The sequence below is a fragment of the Promicromonospora sp. MS192 genome (genome assembly GCF_049532985.1).
Lineage (GTDB): Bacteria > Actinomycetota > Actinomycetes > Actinomycetales > Cellulomonadaceae > Promicromonospora.
In genome coordinates this window covers 2,511,812-2,528,034 of sequence record NZ_CP186693.1, presented here as the reverse complement: position 1 = coordinate 2,528,034, position 16,223 = coordinate 2,511,812, and the positions used below count along the sequence as shown (strand labels likewise).

The following is a 16,223-nucleotide window of genomic DNA, read 5'->3' as shown; positions in this document are numbered from 1 at the left end:
GAAAGGCGCACGATGACCTACCTGTGGAACCGACCATCGACCAAGCTCGTCAGCCGGTCCATCAACGCGGAGAACCCCGACGGCCGACCCGGGGCGGCTGCGGCGGCGGCCTCACCCCTCGGCCCCGGCCGCAAGGGCTCCGCCTTCCTGCCCATGGACACCGGGCAGGCACTGACCCTCGCCGACATCGAAGGACCGGGCGTGATCCGCCATCTGTGGATCACCGTGCCGGACCGCACCGCGGACGGGCCGTTCGTCCTGCGCAACCTCGTGCTGCGGGCCTACTGGGACGGAGCGCCGACCCCGTCGGTCGAGGTGCCTCTCGGCGATTTCTTCTGCAACGGCTTCGGCGAACGCGCGCTGGTCACCTCCGACCAGATCGTCGTCGCGCCCACCGGGGGCATGAACAGCTACATCCAGATGCCCTTCCGGCGCGGGGCTCGGATCACCCTGGAGAACCAGCACCACGGCCCCATCCCGCACGTCTTCTACCAGGTCGACTACACCCTCGGGGACAAGATCGACGACGACGCCCCCTACTTCCACGCCCAGTGGCGCCGGTCCAACGGCACCACCGCACCCGGCGAGGACCACGTCATCCTCGACGGCATCCAGGGACGCGGAACCTACCTCGGCACCTTCGTCGCACTCGCCTCCCTGCACCGCTACTGGTGGGGCGAGGGCGAGGTGAAGTTCTACATCGACGACGACACCGACCTGCCGACCCTGTGCTCCACCGGCCTGGAGGACTACGCCGGGGGAGCCTGGGCCTTCCAGGACGAGCTACGCAGTGCGCCCGACCCCGAGGTCATCACCTTCAGCGCCCCCTACTGCGGCTACCCCCAGTACGTCCGTCGCGACACCAGCATTGCCTCACCGTTCGTCCAGGACGCCCCACCCATGCACGGCCTGTACCGCTGGCACGTGCCCGACCCGATCTACTTCGACACCAGCCTCCGGGTCACCCTCCAGCAGATCGGTGCGTGGGACCGCGGGCTGTTCGAACGCAGCGATGACGTCGCCACCGTCGCCTACTGGTACCAGCACGGCACCACCGACGGTTTTCCCCCGCTGCCACCGGCGCACGCACGAGCACCTCGCTGACGTCCGCTCTCTATACGACATCCAAGTTGGCCATCGCCCGCTGGGTACGACGCACTGCCCCGACCTCGCCCTGGGCAGGCCCGGGAGTCGCGCTGAACGCCATCGCGCCCGGCGTGATAGAGACACCGATGACGAGGTCCACGCTCGAGAGTGAGGAGGACCGCAAGGCACTTTTCGCAAGAGGCCCCGCCCCGTTCAACGGGCCAACCGCAAAGCCGAGCGCCACGGCGGCGCTCCTCGACTGGCTCACGAGCACGGACAACTCATACGTGACCGGCCAGGTCATCTTCATCGACGGAGGAGCGGAGAGTACCCTCCGACCCGACCTCGTCTGAGAGCCCGTCCGCTTCCGCTCCACGAACCCACAGCGATCCGGTAGGTCAGGTGGCATTCCCTGGTTCAGGGGCCTGCCACCTGACCTCCTCGATCCTCAGACGGGACGGGACTGCTGCGTGGAGCTCACTCGGCCGGGGCGGACAGATGCTGCCGTTGACCCGTCTCGGCGGCCCGTGTGATCGCCTCGAGTACCCGGTGGCGATCGAGTGCCACCGCGAAATCCGGCGCATCGGCGGTTCCGTCGCGGAGGTCGGCGGCGAACTGGGCGTAGAGGCGGGCGACCCCCGCCGCGGGTGCGTCGAGGTGCAGGTCGGGGCCCGCATGCTCGGGGGGTACCTGGAGCACTTGGACAGGCTCGCTGCCGCGGCGCAGCGTGATGGTGAAATCGGTGAAGTGGATGTAGCCCGACACCGACTCCACACGCAGACTGCCCTCGGTGCCCTGGATCTCCCATACCGTCGCCGTGCCGGCGGGGTGCCCGGCACTGTAGTGCAGCGAAGTGACGATCCCGCCGTCGAGAACGCCGGCGACGACGATCTCGTCCGGCGAGTCCTTCGGCAGCGACGAGCCATCGGAGAGGCGGACGCCGTCACCGCGCTGATTGGCGACGACGGCGGACAGACTCTCGAACGTGCCCAGCACGCGCGCAAGCGGTTCGAGCCCGTGGCCGAGCATGATGCTCAGAAGCGTGGCGCCATGCTCTGCGTGAGCCATGTACTCGACCGGCGGGTCATATCGGCCGACCCACATGTCGTCGGCCACATGCGCTCGGATGCTCGTGCTGAGCGGCTTGCCGATCACGCCTTGCGCGATGAGGTCGCGAAGGAAGAGGACCGGCGGGTGCAGGCCACCCTGCAACCCGACAACCGTCCGCAGCCGCCGCTCGCGGGCAAACCCCTCCAGTGCTTCTGCCTCCGACAGGTTTCTTGCGAGCGGCCATTCGCAGTAGACCATCTTGCCCGCGGCCAGCGCGTCGGAAACGATCTGCTTGTGCTCCGGCACCTTGACCGCAACCACCACCAGGTCGACCTCCGGTCGCGCGACCAGAGCCTCATGTGTGTCGAAGGCGAGATCGGCGCCCAGCCGACGAGCGGTCGCGTTCGCGCTCTCCATACGAGTCGTACTGACGGCGCGGATCTGGAACGCGTCGAGCGCCTGCAGCGCCGGGACGTGAGCGATTCCGCCCCAACCTCGATCGGCACTGGCTCCGATCAGGCCGACGCCGATCCGGGCACTTGCTGAATTCGTCACTAGGATTCTCCTGCCTCGCGCAGCCCTGGCAACGCTCTCCGGGCCGCGTCACGTTGATTCGTTTCCGGACACATGCGTGGGCGCTCGGGCTCACCATGGCGAGCGAGCAGCTGTTGCCGTTCGCCATGGTGAGCCCGAGTGAATCAAGCGCAGGTCTTACCCGTGAGCCCAGTGGGCCTCGAGCTCGCGCGCGACATCGGCCGGACGCTCGATCATCGGCCAGTGCGAGCTGCGCAGCTTGAAGACGGCACGCGCGCGTGTGGCATTACCGAGCTCGTCGGCGAACCGGTGAGGAAGGAACGGGTCGTCCAGGCCCCAGATCACGAGCGATGGTGCGGTCACGCTGCTCAAACCTGGCTTCCACTCCGCCCCGACCTCGATCGCCGAACGGTAGAGGGCGAGAATGCTTGCCCTCATCGTGGCATCGAGATGCCGGACCGATTCGTCTGCCGCGTCGCGCGGCATCTGCGCCTCGTTGAGGCTTGCTGCGAACGCCTCGAGATCGAGGTCCGCCATCCATTGCTCGCCCTCGCCGGGCGTCTGCCAGATCTTGGCAAGGTAGTGCCACGGGTACTCCGGATCGATCGGCCCGCTGATGCCTGTCCATGTCCGCACCAGATCGGGGCGGAGAGATGCGAGACGGCCCGTCAGCAGAGATCCCCAGTCATGACCGACCAGGTCGACGGGTTCGCCGATTTCTTCGATCTTCGTGATGAGCCAGTCGAGATACTCCTCTTTCGTCGACGTGAATCCCGCTGGTAGGGGTGTGCCAAACCCGGGGAGATCGATCGTCACAACATCTTCGCGTCGAAGATAGGGACGGACGGTGTCCCAGATCCGGTGGGTATCAGGTACACCGTGGATGAGGACTGCAGGCATTTCGGACTCTCCCAGTGATTGTTGTCGTGGTGGAACGGCCGGTCGGCCGAGTCAGGGAAGAAGGATGACTTTGCCGTGGGTGTGGCCCGTGGCGACGAGGCGATGGGCGTCCGCGGCCTCGTCGAGCGGGAAGCTCCGGCCGACGCGTGCGGTCCATGTGCCGGCGGCGATCAGATCCAGGGCTTCCTGGACGGGGCCGTGGTCGCGATTCCCGCTGCCGCCCGGGCTGAACTCGACGCCGTATCGTGCGGCATCGCGGTCGGCGAGCGTGACGATCCGGCCCGGGCCGCCCAGGAGATCGACGAGGGCGGGAAGAAGTCCCTTGCCGGCGGTGTCGAGCGCGGCATCGACGCCGTCGGGAGCGGCTTCGCGGATGCGGTCGACCAGGCCGGGGCCGTGGGCGACAGGGATCGCACCGAGACTCCTGACGAAGTCTGCGTTGGCGGTCCCGGCGACGCCGATCACCGTCACACCGCGCTGTCGCGCGAACTGCACGGCGGCGCCGCCCAGAGCACCGCTCGCGCCGGTGACCACGAGCGTCTCACCCGGGCGAAGGTTCAGGAGCGCGAGCCCCCTCGCCGCGTTGTCGGCGCCGATGACGGTAGCCGCGGCCTCCTCGAACGAAACGCCGTCGGGGATCGTCGCGAAGTTGCTGCTGACCGTGTACTCGGCGTAGGAGCCCTGGGCGGCCGAGTCCGGCCACCCGGCGACGCGGCCGCCGACCAGGTCCTCGTCGACGCCCGGTCCGACCGCCTCGACGACGCCGGCGAACTCGAATCCGATGATGGCGGGAGCGCGGAGGCCGAACGCTCCGGCGCGTGCCTGGATCTCCGCCGGGTTCACCCCGGCGGCGTGAACCCGCGCCAGTACCTGACCCCGACCCGGTACCGGTCGTGGAGCCTCCGCAACCTGCAACACGGAGGGTTCGCCGAACGCGGTGATGACGGCGGCTTTCATGATGATTCTTCGTCTCCTCACATCGAGCCGGCAGCACTTCCGCTGCGGCGTGCTCGCTCACGGGGGCCCGGTAGCGAGGTCGTCCGAAGGTCCAGCACATCACTTCAGGACCGATCGGTACAGATGTAACGTAGACGAGCGGAGATCTCTTGGCAAGGCCCCGACCGTGCAGGCAGGCGTCACGGCTCAGGGCGTCAGGGCGGGGTGTTCGCGCCGTGCTCGGCCCGTGCGAGATCGATGGTCGTGCTCACCGTCGACGGTGGCCCGACGCCCGGTCCTCCGCGTTATCTGGACTGCCTGGTCCGTAAGGGGGCATAATGGTTGCCATGCCCGTATCGCAGACCAAGCTGGGGCGGCCCCGCGAGTTCGACCCCGACCACGCCCTCGAACAAGCCATGAGAGTGTTCTGGGCCAAGGGATACGAAGGGGCGAGCCTGTCGGACCTGACCGAGGCGATGGGCATCACTCGCAGCAGCATGTATGCGGCGTTCGGGAACAAGGACGAGCTGTTCCGCCGAGTGGTCGAGCGGTACACGGAAGGCCCGGCCTCGTACGGAATCCGTGCGCTGTCCGAGCCGACCGCACGCGAAGTCGCCGAGTCCATTCTTCGCGGTGCGGCCGCTGCCAGCACGAGTCGCGAGGCGCCCCACGGATGCCTCGGCGTCCAGGCTGCGCTGTCCGCCGGCGACAACGGGCTCACCGCCCAGAAGGTGCTCGTCGACTGGCGCCAAGATGGCGCTGCGCGCCTCGAGTCCCGGTTCCTGCGTGCGCGGGCCGAGGGCGATCTGCCGGAGACCGAGGATCCGCGCACGCTGGCGACCTACATCACGACGGTCGCGTACGGCATCGCCGTTCAAGCGGCGACGGGCAGGAGCGAGGCGGAGCTGCGCCGGGTCGCTGATGTGGCGATGAACGCGGTGTCCTGGTCCCGCGACTGAGATGGCGAAACCTGCGATCGGGTTCATCGTCGCCTGAGGTGCCACCGCCGAGTCCGCTCGACCGCAGGGTGCGGGCCGCCGCCGTGCCCGCCCGCACCCTCCTGAGGTGCGGGTGGGACGTCCCACCCGCTCGCGCCGGAGAGCGAACTGCCTGGTCAGGGCCGGTTCGCCGGCTGGGTGTGGGTCACGCCGCCGGGTAGTAGGCGTCGAACGCCTGCGACTCGAGCTGCCAGCCGAAGGAGCGGCTGATCTTGCCGTCGGTGATCTCGTAGACGTAGAGCCGTGGCACCACCAGCTCGGGCCTGCCGATCCGTGCGTGCTTCTCGTGGACGACAAGGGCGACGACGGCGTCGCCCGCGACCAGGATGGTCGGCGGTGCCGCGAACGTGATGTTCCCGCCGCTGAGCTCCTGGAGTCGTCGCATCACCCGCAGCGACTCCTCCGGGCTGTTGGTCTCTCCGGAGAGCTCCGAGCGGCCCGCCGTGTAGGACGGCTTGCTCTCGGTGTAGAAGCTCGCCATGCGGGCCAGGCCCTCGGGGCCGCCATCGCCGTAGGCGGCGTAGTAGTCGGTGAGGAGCTGGTGGTTCTCGGATGCGGTTGCCATGTTCACTCTTCCGTCCAATGGGCAACTCTCATTAGCCGTGTGGCTAATGGAATTAGCTGAGGCGTCGATGATATTCGCCGAGGCGGTGATGGGTCAACGCGGCACCGCCGACGAGGGCAGGGACAGCGAGCAATGCGCCGCAGAACACCAGCACGACAGCGAGGAATGCCGAGGCCACGACGGCGTTGCCGCGCGCGCCTCCGCGGAGGAGCCTGGCACCGGCGAGGGTTCCGGTGAGGGTCACCGCCGCGAGCAGCGCGGACGTGGCGCGGACCAGCCCGTCGAGGGTGACGAGACCACCGAGGACCGGGCCGGCCACGACCAGGCAGCAGGCGGCGAGGAACGCCAGGCCGCGGCGTGGCTCACGCCCCGGCATCGTCCTGCCCACGAGCCAGGGCGGCAGCGCGCGGTCCCGTCCGAGCGCCGCGCCCAGCCGGGCGCCGCTGGCCAGGTAGGCGTTGATGGCTCCGAAGGTCAGCAGCAGAGCGGCGGTGGTGGCCAGCGCGGTGCCGGTGGTGCCGAACGCCCGGTGCAGGAGGGTGAGCAGCGGCGCCGGATCACGTCCGGCGGCAGGGCCCAGGACGCCGAGCGTGACGACCGCGAGCCCGAGGTAGAGCACGCTCACGAGGGCAAGTGTGAGCGTCGTCGCGCGCCGCAGGCCGCGACGAGGGTCCGCGAAGTCCGCCGAGAGATGGGTGGCCGCCTCCCAGCCGGCGAACGCGAAGAACAGGGTGGTGGCCGCGGTGCCGACGCTCGTCCACCCGTGAGGGGCGAACGGGGCGAACGCCTCGGAGCGCACGCTGCCGAGCGAGACCGTGACGGCCACGACCAGGAGGATCACCATGACGGCGGCGCTCAGGACCTGGATCCGCCCCGTCGCGCGGAGTCCGACGGCGTTCAGGACGAACGACGCCACGAGCAGCCCGAGGCCGACACCCGTGGCAAACCCGGGACCTGCACCGACGGCGGCCGCGACGTAGTGCCCGCCCATCAGCGCGGCGGCCGTGACGCCGAGCGGCACTGCCGCCAGGAACCACCAGCCGACCGCCGCGGCGATCCGTCCGTCGAAGGCGACCGCCGCGAAGTGCGCCACGCCTCCGCCGTCGGGATAGGCGCCACCGAGCGCCGCGAACGTCGCCGCGACCGGGATGCCGGCGACGAGCAGCAGTGCCCACGCCAGCAAGGACGCGGGTCCGGCGGCCTCGGCCGCCAGCGCGGGCAGAGCCAGCGCCCCCGGTCCGAGCACCGCGCCGAGCAGCATGACCGCACCTGTCACGACACCGAGCCCGGGGGCGCGGCGTGCGCCCGGGCGAACCTTCTCTCCCATGTACCGTCCTCTGCCCGATGGCCATCCTGTGCCGGATGGCCAGGAAATCGGCGTGAGCGTAAGCACAGGAACGCGCACCTGGGGCCGAGGCCGAACGTCGTTCGGAACGATCGATACGATCCTGATCGTGGACGAACTTGATTCGGCGATCGTGCAACAGCTCCAGTGCGATGCACGGCAGACCAACCGCGACCTGGCCCGGCACCTCGGCATCGCACCCTCCACCTGCCTGGAACGGGTACGGCACCTGCGTGCTCGCGGCGTCATCCGCGGGTATCACGCCGACATCGACCCGGCGGCGCTCGACCGCAGGGTCGAGGCGTTCGTCTCCATCCGGCTGCGCCCGCTCAACCGCGATGTGATCGACTCGTTCAAGGCCGCCCTGATCAAGCTGCCCGAGGTCATGGCCGTCTACGTCCTCGCCGGGGACGAGGACCTGCTCGCTCATGTGACCGCCCGCGACCTCGACCACCTGCACGCGTTCCTCATCGACCGCCTCAGCCAGCCACGGGAGGTCGTCACCTTCCGGAGCCAGATCGTCTTCCAGAGCGCGCAGAAGCGGGTGCACCAGCGGTTGTCCGGGGAATGATCCGCCCAGGGCGTCGCAGCCGCCCGGCGCAGGATGCAGTTTTCCTTACCGCGGCCGACCGGCTGGCACCATGGTGGGCCGACCGCCCGCCTTCGTAGCGTCATGTCGTGCCCGCGCAACCCGGCGCGGCACGGGGGAACGGTGCGAGGAATGCTCACAGGCACAGGTACAGCCACCGATGCGGTCCGGCTGACCGCTGTCCGCAAGGTCTACGGCAGGCGCGGGACCGAGGTCGTCGCGCTCGACGACGTGTCGACGCAGTTCGGGCGGGGCACGTTCACGGCGATCATGGGTCCGTCCGGCTCCGGCAAGAGCACGCTGCTGCAGTGCGCCGCGGGGCTCGACCAGCCGACGTCGGGTTCGGTCGTCCTGGAGGACAGCGAGCTGAGCACGATGAGCGAGACCGAGCTCACGGAGCTGCGGCGCGACCGGGTCGGGTTCATCTTCCAGGCGTTCAACCTGCTCCCGGTCCTGACGGTGGAGCAGAACGTGACGCTGCCGCTGCGGCTCGCGGGCCGGAGCCCGGCCAAGGGCCGGGTGGCGAGCGTGCTCGAACAGGTAGGCCTGCGCGAACGGCGCAGGCACCGCCCGGCGGAGCTGTCCGGCGGGCAGCAGCAGCGGGTCGCCATCGCGCGGGCACTGATCACCGAGCCGGCCGTCATCTTCGCCGACGAGCCGACCGGCGCGCTGGACACGAGGACCGCACGGGACGTGCTCGGTCTGCTGCGACGTTCGGTGCACGAGAACGGCCAGACGATCGTGATGGTCACGCACGACCCGGTCGCGGCGTCCTACGCCGATCGCGTGCTGTTCCTCGCCGACGGGCGCGTGGTGGGCGAGCTCCGGTCCCCGACGGCGGACGCCGTCGCCGAGCGGATGACCCACCTGGGCGCCTCCGCGGACGCGCGGCCCCTGGCGCCGTCGACGGCCGTGGGAGGGCAGCGCTGATGCTGCAGCTCGCACTCCGCACCCTGCGCTTCCGCACGGGCACGTTCGTCGCCGCCTTCCTCGCCATGTTCTTCGCCGCGATCGTCCTGATGGCCTGCGGCGGACTGATCGAGACGGGCATCCGAGCAGCGGCCCCTCCCCAGCAGCTGAGCACCGCCGACGTCGTCGTCGCCGGCGACCAGACGCACCGTGCGCCCGGCGGCGACGAGGACGAGCCGGCGATCCTGCCCGAGCGCGTCCGCGTCGACGCCGGGCTGGAGAGCGTCATCTCGGCGCTGCCCGGCGTGCAGGAGACCAGGACCTACGTCTTCGAGGGCTCCCCGCCGGCGGGGACCGTCGACGCCATCGGCGTGGTCGCCGAACGGGACGCGGACGTCGACGACCTGCGCGAGCGGATCGACGCCGAGCTGGACGGCGAGACCGTGACCCTCGTCGGTGACGAACGAGGCCGGGCGGAGCTGCGTGACGCCACGGCGACCAGCGTGAACGTGGTCTCTCTCGCGGGCGTCTTCAGCGCCTTCGCACTGCTGGTGTCCATCTTCGGGGTGGCATCGATGCTCGGGTTGTCGATCGCTCAGCGGCAGAAGGAGCTGGCCCTGCTGCGGGCCATCGGGGCGACGCCTCGTCAGGTGCGCCGGCTCGTCCTCCGCGAGACGCTGGTGCTCGCGCTGGTCGCCACCGCCGCGTCCTACGTCCCGGGCCAGCTCCTGGGCAAGCTCGTGTTCGACTTCCTGGCCGGACAGGGCATCGCCACGGCGGGTGTGGCCTTCCACCAGGGCTGGATACCGTCCGTGGCGGCGATGGCGGTGGCGATCCTCGCGGCTCTCGGGGGCGCTCTGGGCGCGGGACGACGGGCGGCACGGACCAAGCCGAGCCAGGCGCTCGCGGAGGCCTCGCTCGACGACAGGGCGATCGGCGGATGGCGGGTCCTGGCCGGGCTGCTCTTCGTCGCGGCCGGGATCGCGCTGACCATCGTTACCGTCGCGGTGCTGAGCGGCCCGGCTGCCCCGGCGACGGCCGCCCCCGCGGCCATCGTGTTCACCGTCGGGCTCGCGCTGCTGGCCCCCGCACTGGCGAAGGTCATGATCGTCGCGGTCCAGTGGCCGGTGCGCGCTCTCGGCGGGCTCACGGGCGACCTCGCGGTGCTCAACGCACGCGGCCGGAGCAGTCGGCTCGCTGCCGTCATGGGCCCCGTCATCCTGCTGACCGGGGTGTCGACCGGAATGCTGTACCTGCAGACGACGAACGACGCCGCCGACAGGGCGGCCTTCGCCGACGGCATCGTCGCCGACGCCGTGGTGACGGCGCCGGACCGTGTCGACCCGCGGCTCGTCGAGGAGATCGGCCGGCTGCCCGGTGTTGCCGGAGCGTCCGAGCACGTCAGCAGCGTCGGTTTCATCGAGAGCCCGCACGACGTGTCACCGATGGGCGAGGGCTGGACCCTCCAGGGAGTCACCGCCCGGAGCGCCGCCGCGAGCACACCGGTCGACGTCACTGCGGGGACGCTCGCGGACCTGCACGGCGCGACGGTCGCGATCGAGGACGAGCACGCCGGCACCCTCGGCGTCGGCGTGGGCGACCCGATCACGCTCCGGATGGGGGACAACACCCTCCTCGACGTGCGGGTGGCCGCGCTGTTCTCCGCCGCGGACGACTACGACACGCTCCTGCTCCCGGCCGACACGCTGGCCGCGCGCACCACCGCCGGGTTCCCGACACGCATCCTGGTCAGCGCGCAGGACGGCACCGATCCGGAGCAGCTGGTGGCGGACCTGACCCGGCTGACCACGGCCATGGACGGGGTGACCGTCGCCGACCGGGAGATCCTGTTCGACGAGTACGAGGACCAGAAGAAGACGGCGTCCTACGCGATCTACATCATGGTGCTCCTGCTCGTCGGATACTCGGCGATCACCGTGATCAACACCCTGGTGTCCAGCACGGCGGCGCGGCAGCGCGAGTTCGGGCTCCAGCGGCTCGTGGGCTCGACCCGCCGCCAGGTGATGCAGATGGTCGGGCTGGAGGCGGCGATCGTCGCGGTCACGGGCCTCGCGCTGGGCAGCATCGCGGCGCTGGGCATCCTGGTCCCGGTGAGCCTCAAGCGGCTCGGATCCGTGATACCTGCCGGGTCCCCGCTGGTCTACGCGGCGATCGTCGCGCTGGTCGTCCTGCTGACCCTCGGGGCGACGCTGCTGCCCGCGTGGCGGGCCACGCGGGGGCGGGCGGCGGAGGCGGCCGCCTCGGTCGAGTAGCAGCGAACCAGGTAGCTGCCCCCATCGCGGGTGCGGTGGGGGCAGCTACCTGTGCCCGCGGCCGGGGTGTGCGATCCCGGCAGGGCGGAGGAAATCTCCCGGGTGCACGGCGGTTCCCACCATGTCAGGGCACAGGGCCCGAACCCTAGGTTCGAGGACATGGAGATCAGACCGACCTCGTTCGTGCTCCCGCCCGTGACCAGCCCGGAAAGGGACTGAGATGACTATCGCTCCTGCTTCTCCGGCCCCCGTCGAGAGGCCGGCCCCTGCCCGTATCGGAGGCCCCGCGATCGGGGCGCTCGGCGCTCTCGCCCTCGCCCTCGGCACCCTGCAGACGGTGGTGGACCCTGCCCGCCCGCTGCTGGAGCGCGAGCTGGGTGTCGACACGGCGGCGGCCGCGCTCATCGCCAGCACCCTGCTGATCACCGGCGCGATCGTCGCGCCCATCGCGGGCAAGCTCGGCGACCGCTTCGGCGGCAAGCGGGTGCTGCTCGTGCTGATGGCGCTGGTCTCGGTAGGTGGCGTGGTGTCGAGCCTCGCGCCGAACCTGCCGGTACTGCTGGTCGGTCAGACGCTGCAGGGCGCGATGGTGGGCGCACTGCCCCTCTCGTTCATCCTGGTGCGCAAGAACTTCCCGGAGGGGCAGACGCAGGTGGCCGTCGGGGTGGTCAGCGCGCTGTTCACCGCCGGGGGCATCGTCGGGACGCTCGTCGCCGGGCCGCTGGCGGAGGGCCTGTCCTGGCACTGGATCTTCGCGGCTCCGACGATCGTGATCGTCGGAGCGACGGCGGCCGTCCTCCGGCTCATGCCGAACGACCCGCCAGGTGACCAGGGCGCCACCATCGACTGGGCCGGAGTGGCCCTGCTGAGCGCCACGCTGGTCGCGCTCATGCTGGGGCTGCTGGTGGTGACGGGCGGCGGCCTTCCGCCGCTGGCGGTCGGCGGCGTGGTGCTCGTCGTCGCCGCCCTCGCCGCGGCCTGGGTGGCCGTCGAGCGCCGGGCGATCTCCCCGATGGTCGAGCTGCGCATGCTGGCAGCGCCCGCCCTGTGGAGCGCGGCCGTGCTCACCGTCGCCGTCGCGGCGATCTCCGCGATGCTGCAGACGTTCGTCCCCAAGCTGTTCCAGGTGTCGGGGGAGGGCTACGGCCTGGGGCTTGGCACCACCGACATCGGGCTGTTCATGATGCCCGCCTCCATCGCCGGCGTGCTGGCCGGATCGGTCGGCGGGCTCGCCGTGCAGCGGTTCGGTGCACGCACCGTGGCCACCACGGGCGCCGTGGCCACCGCCGGCATCCTCGTCGCCGTCGCGGCGCTGCACGACACGGTGTGGCAGCTCGTCGTCGCGCGGGCGCTCGCCGCCTTCGTCGGTGGCCTGATCACCACGGCGCTGCTCGCCAGCACCGCGACCTCCGTCGCAGCGAAGGACACGGGGATCGCCACCAGCCTCCTGGTCGTGATCCGCCTGATCGGTGCCGTCGCGGGGGGCCAGGCCGCCGGTTCGATCCTCGACGCCGGGAACGACCCGGTGACCGGGGTGCCCGCCGAGTCGGCCTTCGTCACCGGCTTTCTCGTGGCGGCCCTCGTGGCCGCACTGTCCCTGCTCGTCGTCCGTCACATGAAGAAGGAAGTCCGGTCATGACATCTCGTTCCGACACCGCTGCGCACACCGTCCTGATCACCGGAGCCAGCCTCGCCGGCCCCACCCTGGCGTACTGGCTGCACCGGTACGGGTTCGCCGTCACGGTCGTCGAGAAGGCGCACGCACCCCGTGGGGGCGGCTACCCGATCGACGTCCGCGGCACCGCGATCGAGGTGGTCCGGCGCATGGGCATCCTGCCGACGCTGCAAGCCGCGCACATCGACACCGGACGGTTCACCTTCCTCGACGCCGACGGCGCCGAGGTGGCCGTCCTGCGCCCCTCCGCAGTCGCCGGAAGCGTCGAGGGCCAGGACCTTGAGGTGGGACGTGGCAACCTGACCGCCGCGCTCTACGAGACGGTCCGGGACGACGTCGAGTTCGTGTTCGACGACTCCGTCGACACCCTCGACCAGCACGAGCGCGGGGTCGACGTCACCTTCCGCAGCGGCAGACAGCGCACGTTCGACGTGGTGGTCGGCGCCGACGGTATGCACTCGGGTACCCGCAGAGCACTCCTCGGGCCCGAGGAGCAGTTCCATCGGTACCTCGGCTACAGCTTCGCCGTGTTCACCATGCCCAACACCCTCGGGCTGTCGCGCGAGCTGCTCATGTGGAACACCCCGGGCCGGGCGGCCGCGCTCTACGCCACCGGAGGCGCCGACGACGACCTGCACGCCTTCCTCAACTTCCACCAGCCGGAACAGCCGCTCCACCTCCGGCGGGACCCGGACGCGCAGCGGGACCTGGTCGCCCGGACGTACGCGGACGCCGGATGGGAGGTCGGCACCATCGTCAAGGCCATGCACCAGGCGGACGACCTGTTCTTCGACACGGCCGGGCAGATCCGCATGCCCCGCTGGTCGAGCGGCCGGGTGGCGCTCGTCGGGGACTCCGCCTACGCGCCGTCGTTCCTGACCGGACAGGGGTCCAGCCTGGCACTGGTGGGTGCCTACATGCTCGCCAGGTCGTTGGCCACGCACGGTGACCACGTCGATGCCTTCGCCGCCTACGAGCGTGACACCCGCGAGTTCGTCACGCTGAACCAGGCACTGGTCGACAAGGGTGGCGCCCGGCTGTTCCCCACCACCGCCGAGGCGCTCGAGCGGCGCAACGCCATGCTTCGTGGCCTGGTCGCCATGCCCGCGACGACGCCGCAGCCCGCCCACTCGGCCCTCGTGCTGCCGGAGCCCGCGCCGACGTCCTGAGCCCGGTCCGGAGCGCTCGGTCAGATCCGCCGGCCGAGCGCTCCGACACGGAGGAAATCCCTACCACCTCCGGGGGAACGCACCCTGTTCCGACAGCGCGGCCCCACGCCAGGCTGGCACTATGAAGACCATGACCCTCGACCCGCAGGCGCTGAGGTCTGCGCTGCGACCAGGCGCGTCGCGCCTGCTGAGCGCGCCGTACTCCGCCGGCACGTGGCGCGCGTACGGCTACCTGTGGTGCATGCTGCTCCTGGGACCGTTCGCGCTCTTCTACACGCTGGCCACCGTGGCGGTCACGGTCGGGGCCGCCGTGACGGTCGTCGGGCTGTTCGTCGCAGGCGGGCTCGTGGTGGGCGGGCGATGGTGGGGCGCCACGTACCGCCGCCTGGCGGCCGACCTGCTGGACACGCACGTCGCGGCGCCCGTGCCCGGCCGGAGGCGGGAAGGCTTCTGGCCGCGGCTCGGGGGAGCGCTCGGCGACACGGCGGGCTGGCGAGCCCTGCTGTTCATGGTCGCGGCACTGCCGGTGACGCTCCTCGGGTTCATCGTGAGCACCGCCTGTCTCGTGCTCGGGTTCGGCGGCGTGACCTACTGGACCTGGTTCTGGTCGCTGCCCCCCGAGCTGGCCATGGACAGCTCGTGGCACAACCCGGCGGGCCTGGCGCTCGTGGCCCTGGGCGGTCTGGTGGTGCTGGTCCTGTGGCCGTTGGCCCAGTCGGGCTTCGTCGCCCTGCTGACGCTGCTGACCAGGGTGCTGCTCGGCCCCACGGCCGCCAGCCTGCGGGTCGCCGAGCTGGAGCGCTCCCGCGCGGGCACGGTGCAGGACGCCGACGCCCGCCTGCGCCGCATCGAGCGAGACCTGCACGACGGGACCCAGGCGCGCCTGGTCGCCGTCGGCATGCAGCTCGGCGAGGCGCGCGAGCAGCTGGTCGCCGGAGAGACGGACACCCTGGGTGAGCTCCTCGAGGTGGCGCACGCGTCGACCAAGGACGCCCTGGCCGAGCTCCGCGAGCTGGCCCGGGGCATTCACCCGCCGGCCCTGGACAGCGGCCTCGCGGTGGCCCTCGAGACGCTCGCCGCACGCGCGCCGCTGCCGGTCACGGCGGACATCGACCCCGCGGTCGAGGCGGGCGGCCGCCTGGCCCCGGCGATCGAGTCGATCGTCTACTTCTCGATCGCCGAGCTGGTCACCAACGCGGCCAAGCACGCGCACGCGTCGCGGGTCCACGTGCGGGTCGAGGGCAGCAGCGGCGTCCTGCACATCCAGGTGCGCGACGACGGCAGCGGGGGCGCGACCGTCGTCGCTCCCGACGGGTCCGGGCTGCGGTCAGGTCTCGCGGGGCTCGCCGAGCGCGTCGGTTCGGTCGACGGCACGTTCGACCTGTCCAGCCCGGTCGGCGGGCCGACGGTCGTGACCATGACGCTCCCCGCGGTGCGCGCCGGCACCGCGGGTGCGCACCGCACGGGCACCGGGCGCCCCGCATGACCGGGCCGGACACGACGCCGTCGGGTGGACTGCGGGTGGTGCTCGCCGAGGACTCCGGGATCCTGCGCGACGGGCTCGTCGCGCTGCTGACACGGCGGGGGCACGAGGTGACGGCGGTGCCCGACGGCGAGAGCCTGGAGCGCGAGGTCCTGCGCCTCGCGCAGGAGTCGGCGCTGCCGGACGTCGTGGTCGCGGACATCCGGATGCCGCCCACGTTCACCGACGAGGGCCTGCGCACCGTGGTCGCGTTGCGGGAGCAGTTCCCCGGGCTGCCCGTGCTGCTCTTCTCGCAGTACGTGGAGACGCGGTATGCCGGCACCCTGCTCCGGGGCGACGCGCGCGCCGTGGGGTACCTCCTGAAGGACCGCGTGGTCGACGTGGGGGAGTTCACGCAGGCGCTCGCGCGCGTCGCCCGGGGTGAGACGGTGCTCGACCCGGAGGTGGTCTCCCAGCTCATGGGCGCCTCGGAGCGAGACGTCGCCCAGGTGCGGCTGACCGGCAGGGAGCGCGAGGTGCTCGAGCTCATCGCGCAGGGCCGGTCGAACGGCGGCATCGCGGAACGGCTGTTCCTCTCCCAGGGCGCCGTGGAGAAGAACGTCGCGGCGATCTTCCAGAAGCTCGACCTGCCGTACGACGCCGCCGACAACCGCCGGGTGCTCGCCGTGCTGCGTTACCTAGGCACCTGACGGGTCGGCACCGAGGTGCCGT

15 protein-coding genes are annotated in these 16,223 nt (G+C 71.0%); 10 read left to right on the top strand and 5 right to left on the bottom strand.

Annotated elements, in window-relative coordinates; all coding sequences use genetic code 11:
• Window positions 1-12: 12 nt before the first annotated feature.
• Complete coding sequence (locus ACO229_RS11455) at window positions 13-1,104, top strand: glycoside hydrolase family 172 protein (protein ID WP_423464996.1); 1,092 nt, start codon at window positions 13-15, stop codon at window positions 1,102-1,104.
• Window positions 1,035-1,439: an SDR family oxidoreductase gene (locus ACO229_RS11450; protein ID WP_423465292.1), complete on the top strand. Its 405-nt coding sequence runs from the start codon at window positions 1,035-1,037 to the stop codon at window positions 1,437-1,439. Before ACO229_RS11455 ends, ACO229_RS11450 begins: the two co-directional genes overlap by 70 nt.
• Window positions 1,440-1,563: 124 nt before the next feature.
• Here ACO229_RS11450 and ACO229_RS11445 read toward each other — a convergent pair whose 3' ends face one another.
• The 3 genes from ACO229_RS11445 to ACO229_RS11435 form a co-directional block, all read right to left on the bottom strand.
• Window positions 1,564-2,691, bottom strand: coding sequence for a Gfo/Idh/MocA family protein (locus ACO229_RS11445; RefSeq protein ID WP_423464995.1), 1,128 nt, complete (start codon window positions 2,689-2,691; stop codon window positions 1,564-1,566).
• Between the two features lie 156 nt (window positions 2,692-2,847).
• Window positions 2,848-3,570, bottom strand: a complete 723-nt coding sequence (locus tag ACO229_RS11440) for an alpha/beta fold hydrolase (RefSeq protein ID WP_423464994.1) — start codon at window positions 3,568-3,570, stop codon at window positions 2,848-2,850.
• A 51-nt stretch (window positions 3,571-3,621) separates the two neighbouring features.
• Entirely contained in the window at window positions 3,622-4,527 is a 906-nt protein-coding gene (locus tag ACO229_RS11435) for an NADP-dependent oxidoreductase (protein WP_423464993.1), read from the bottom strand.
• A 326-nt stretch (window positions 4,528-4,853) separates the two neighbouring features.
• Between ACO229_RS11435 and ACO229_RS11430 the strand changes: the two genes are divergently transcribed.
• A complete protein-coding gene (locus ACO229_RS11430; RefSeq protein ID WP_423464992.1) occupies window positions 4,854-5,465 on the top strand; it encodes a TetR/AcrR family transcriptional regulator in 612 nt (203 codons plus the stop codon).
• 184 nt (window positions 5,466-5,649) lie between these two features.
• On the opposite strand, the gene ACO229_RS11425 is transcribed toward ACO229_RS11430, so the two are convergent.
• Window positions 5,650-6,069 carry a hypothetical protein gene (locus tag ACO229_RS11425; protein WP_397433515.1) on the bottom strand — a complete coding sequence of 140 codons (420 nt, stop codon included), beginning with the start codon at window positions 6,067-6,069 and terminating at the stop codon, window positions 5,650-5,652.
• Window positions 6,070-6,121: 52 nt separating this feature from the next.
• A complete protein-coding gene (locus ACO229_RS11420; protein ID WP_423464991.1) occupies window positions 6,122-7,396 on the bottom strand; it encodes an amino acid permease in 1,275 nt (424 codons plus the stop codon).
• Between ACO229_RS11420 and ACO229_RS11415 the strand changes: the two genes are divergently transcribed.
• The 7 genes from ACO229_RS11415 to ACO229_RS11385 all read left to right on the top strand — a co-directional run bounded on the left by ACO229_RS11415 (window position 7,395) and on the right by ACO229_RS11385 (window position 16,201).
• Entirely contained in the window at window positions 7,395-7,985 is a 591-nt protein-coding gene (locus ACO229_RS11415) for an Lrp/AsnC family transcriptional regulator (protein WP_423464990.1), read from the top strand. The two genes, ACO229_RS11420 and ACO229_RS11415, sit on opposite strands and share 2 nt — an antisense overlap.
• A gap of 150 nt (window positions 7,986-8,135) precedes the next feature.
• Window positions 8,136-8,933, top strand: a complete 798-nt coding sequence (locus ACO229_RS11410; RefSeq protein ID WP_423464989.1) for an ABC transporter ATP-binding protein — start codon at window positions 8,136-8,138, stop codon at window positions 8,931-8,933.
• Window positions 8,933-11,185: an ABC transporter permease gene (locus ACO229_RS11405; RefSeq protein ID WP_397433512.1), complete on the top strand. Its 2,253-nt coding sequence runs from the start codon at window positions 8,933-8,935 to the stop codon at window positions 11,183-11,185. Before ACO229_RS11410 ends, ACO229_RS11405 begins: the two co-directional genes overlap by 1 nt.
• 220 nt (window positions 11,186-11,405) lie before the next feature.
• Complete coding sequence (locus ACO229_RS11400; protein ID WP_423464988.1) at window positions 11,406-12,824, top strand: MFS transporter; 1,419 nt, start codon at window positions 11,406-11,408, stop codon at window positions 12,822-12,824.
• The gene (locus ACO229_RS11395) at window positions 12,821-14,029 is read left to right on the top strand and encodes an FAD-dependent monooxygenase (RefSeq protein WP_423464987.1); all 1,209 of its coding nucleotides are present in this window, start codon (window positions 12,821-12,823) and stop codon (window positions 14,027-14,029) included. Before ACO229_RS11400 ends, ACO229_RS11395 begins: the two co-directional genes overlap by 4 nt.
• A gap of 121 nt (window positions 14,030-14,150) precedes the next feature.
• A complete protein-coding gene (locus ACO229_RS11390) occupies window positions 14,151-15,515 on the top strand; it encodes a sensor histidine kinase (RefSeq protein WP_423464986.1) in 1,365 nt (454 codons plus the stop codon).
• On the top strand, window positions 15,512-16,201 hold the full coding sequence (locus ACO229_RS11385) for a response regulator (RefSeq protein ID WP_397415324.1): 690 nt from the start codon (window positions 15,512-15,514) through the stop codon (window positions 16,199-16,201). Before ACO229_RS11390 ends, ACO229_RS11385 begins: the two co-directional genes overlap by 4 nt.
• Window positions 16,202-16,223: the final 22 nt, after the last annotated feature.

Bases quoted from the DNA above. Each gene is read 5' to 3' on its own strand.
- ACO229_RS11455 (WP_423464996.1), top strand. From the start codon at position 13: ATGACCTACCTGTGGAACCGACCATCGACCAAGCTCGTCAGCCGGTCC.
- ACO229_RS11440 (WP_423464994.1), bottom strand. From the start codon at position 3,570: ATGCCTGCAGTCCTCATCCACGGTGTACCTGATACCCACCGGATCTGG.
- ACO229_RS11435 (WP_423464993.1), bottom strand. From the start codon at position 4,527: ATGAAAGCCGCCGTCATCACCGCGTTCGGCGAACCCTCCGTGTTGCAG.
- ACO229_RS11430 (WP_423464992.1), top strand. From the start codon at position 4,854: ATGCCCGTATCGCAGACCAAGCTGGGGCGGCCCCGCGAGTTCGACCCC.
- ACO229_RS11425 (WP_397433515.1), bottom strand. From the start codon at position 6,069: ATGGCAACCGCATCCGAGAACCACCAGCTCCTCACCGACTACTACGCC.
- ACO229_RS11415 (WP_423464990.1), top strand. From the start codon at position 7,395: ATGTACCGTCCTCTGCCCGATGGCCATCCTGTGCCGGATGGCCAGGAA.
- ACO229_RS11420 (WP_423464991.1), bottom strand. From the start codon at position 7,396: ATGGGAGAGAAGGTTCGCCCGGGCGCACGCCGCGCCCCCGGGCTCGGT.
- ACO229_RS11410 (WP_423464989.1), top strand. From the start codon at position 8,136: ATGCTCACAGGCACAGGTACAGCCACCGATGCGGTCCGGCTGACCGCT.
- ACO229_RS11405 (WP_397433512.1), top strand. From the start codon at position 8,933: ATGCTGCAGCTCGCACTCCGCACCCTGCGCTTCCGCACGGGCACGTTC.
- ACO229_RS11400 (WP_423464988.1), top strand. From the start codon at position 11,406: ATGACTATCGCTCCTGCTTCTCCGGCCCCCGTCGAGAGGCCGGCCCCT.
- ACO229_RS11395 (WP_423464987.1), top strand. From the start codon at position 12,821: ATGACATCTCGTTCCGACACCGCTGCGCACACCGTCCTGATCACCGGA.
- ACO229_RS11390 (WP_423464986.1), top strand. From the start codon at position 14,151: ATGAAGACCATGACCCTCGACCCGCAGGCGCTGAGGTCTGCGCTGCGA.
- ACO229_RS11385 (WP_397415324.1), top strand. From the start codon at position 15,512: ATGACCGGGCCGGACACGACGCCGTCGGGTGGACTGCGGGTGGTGCTC.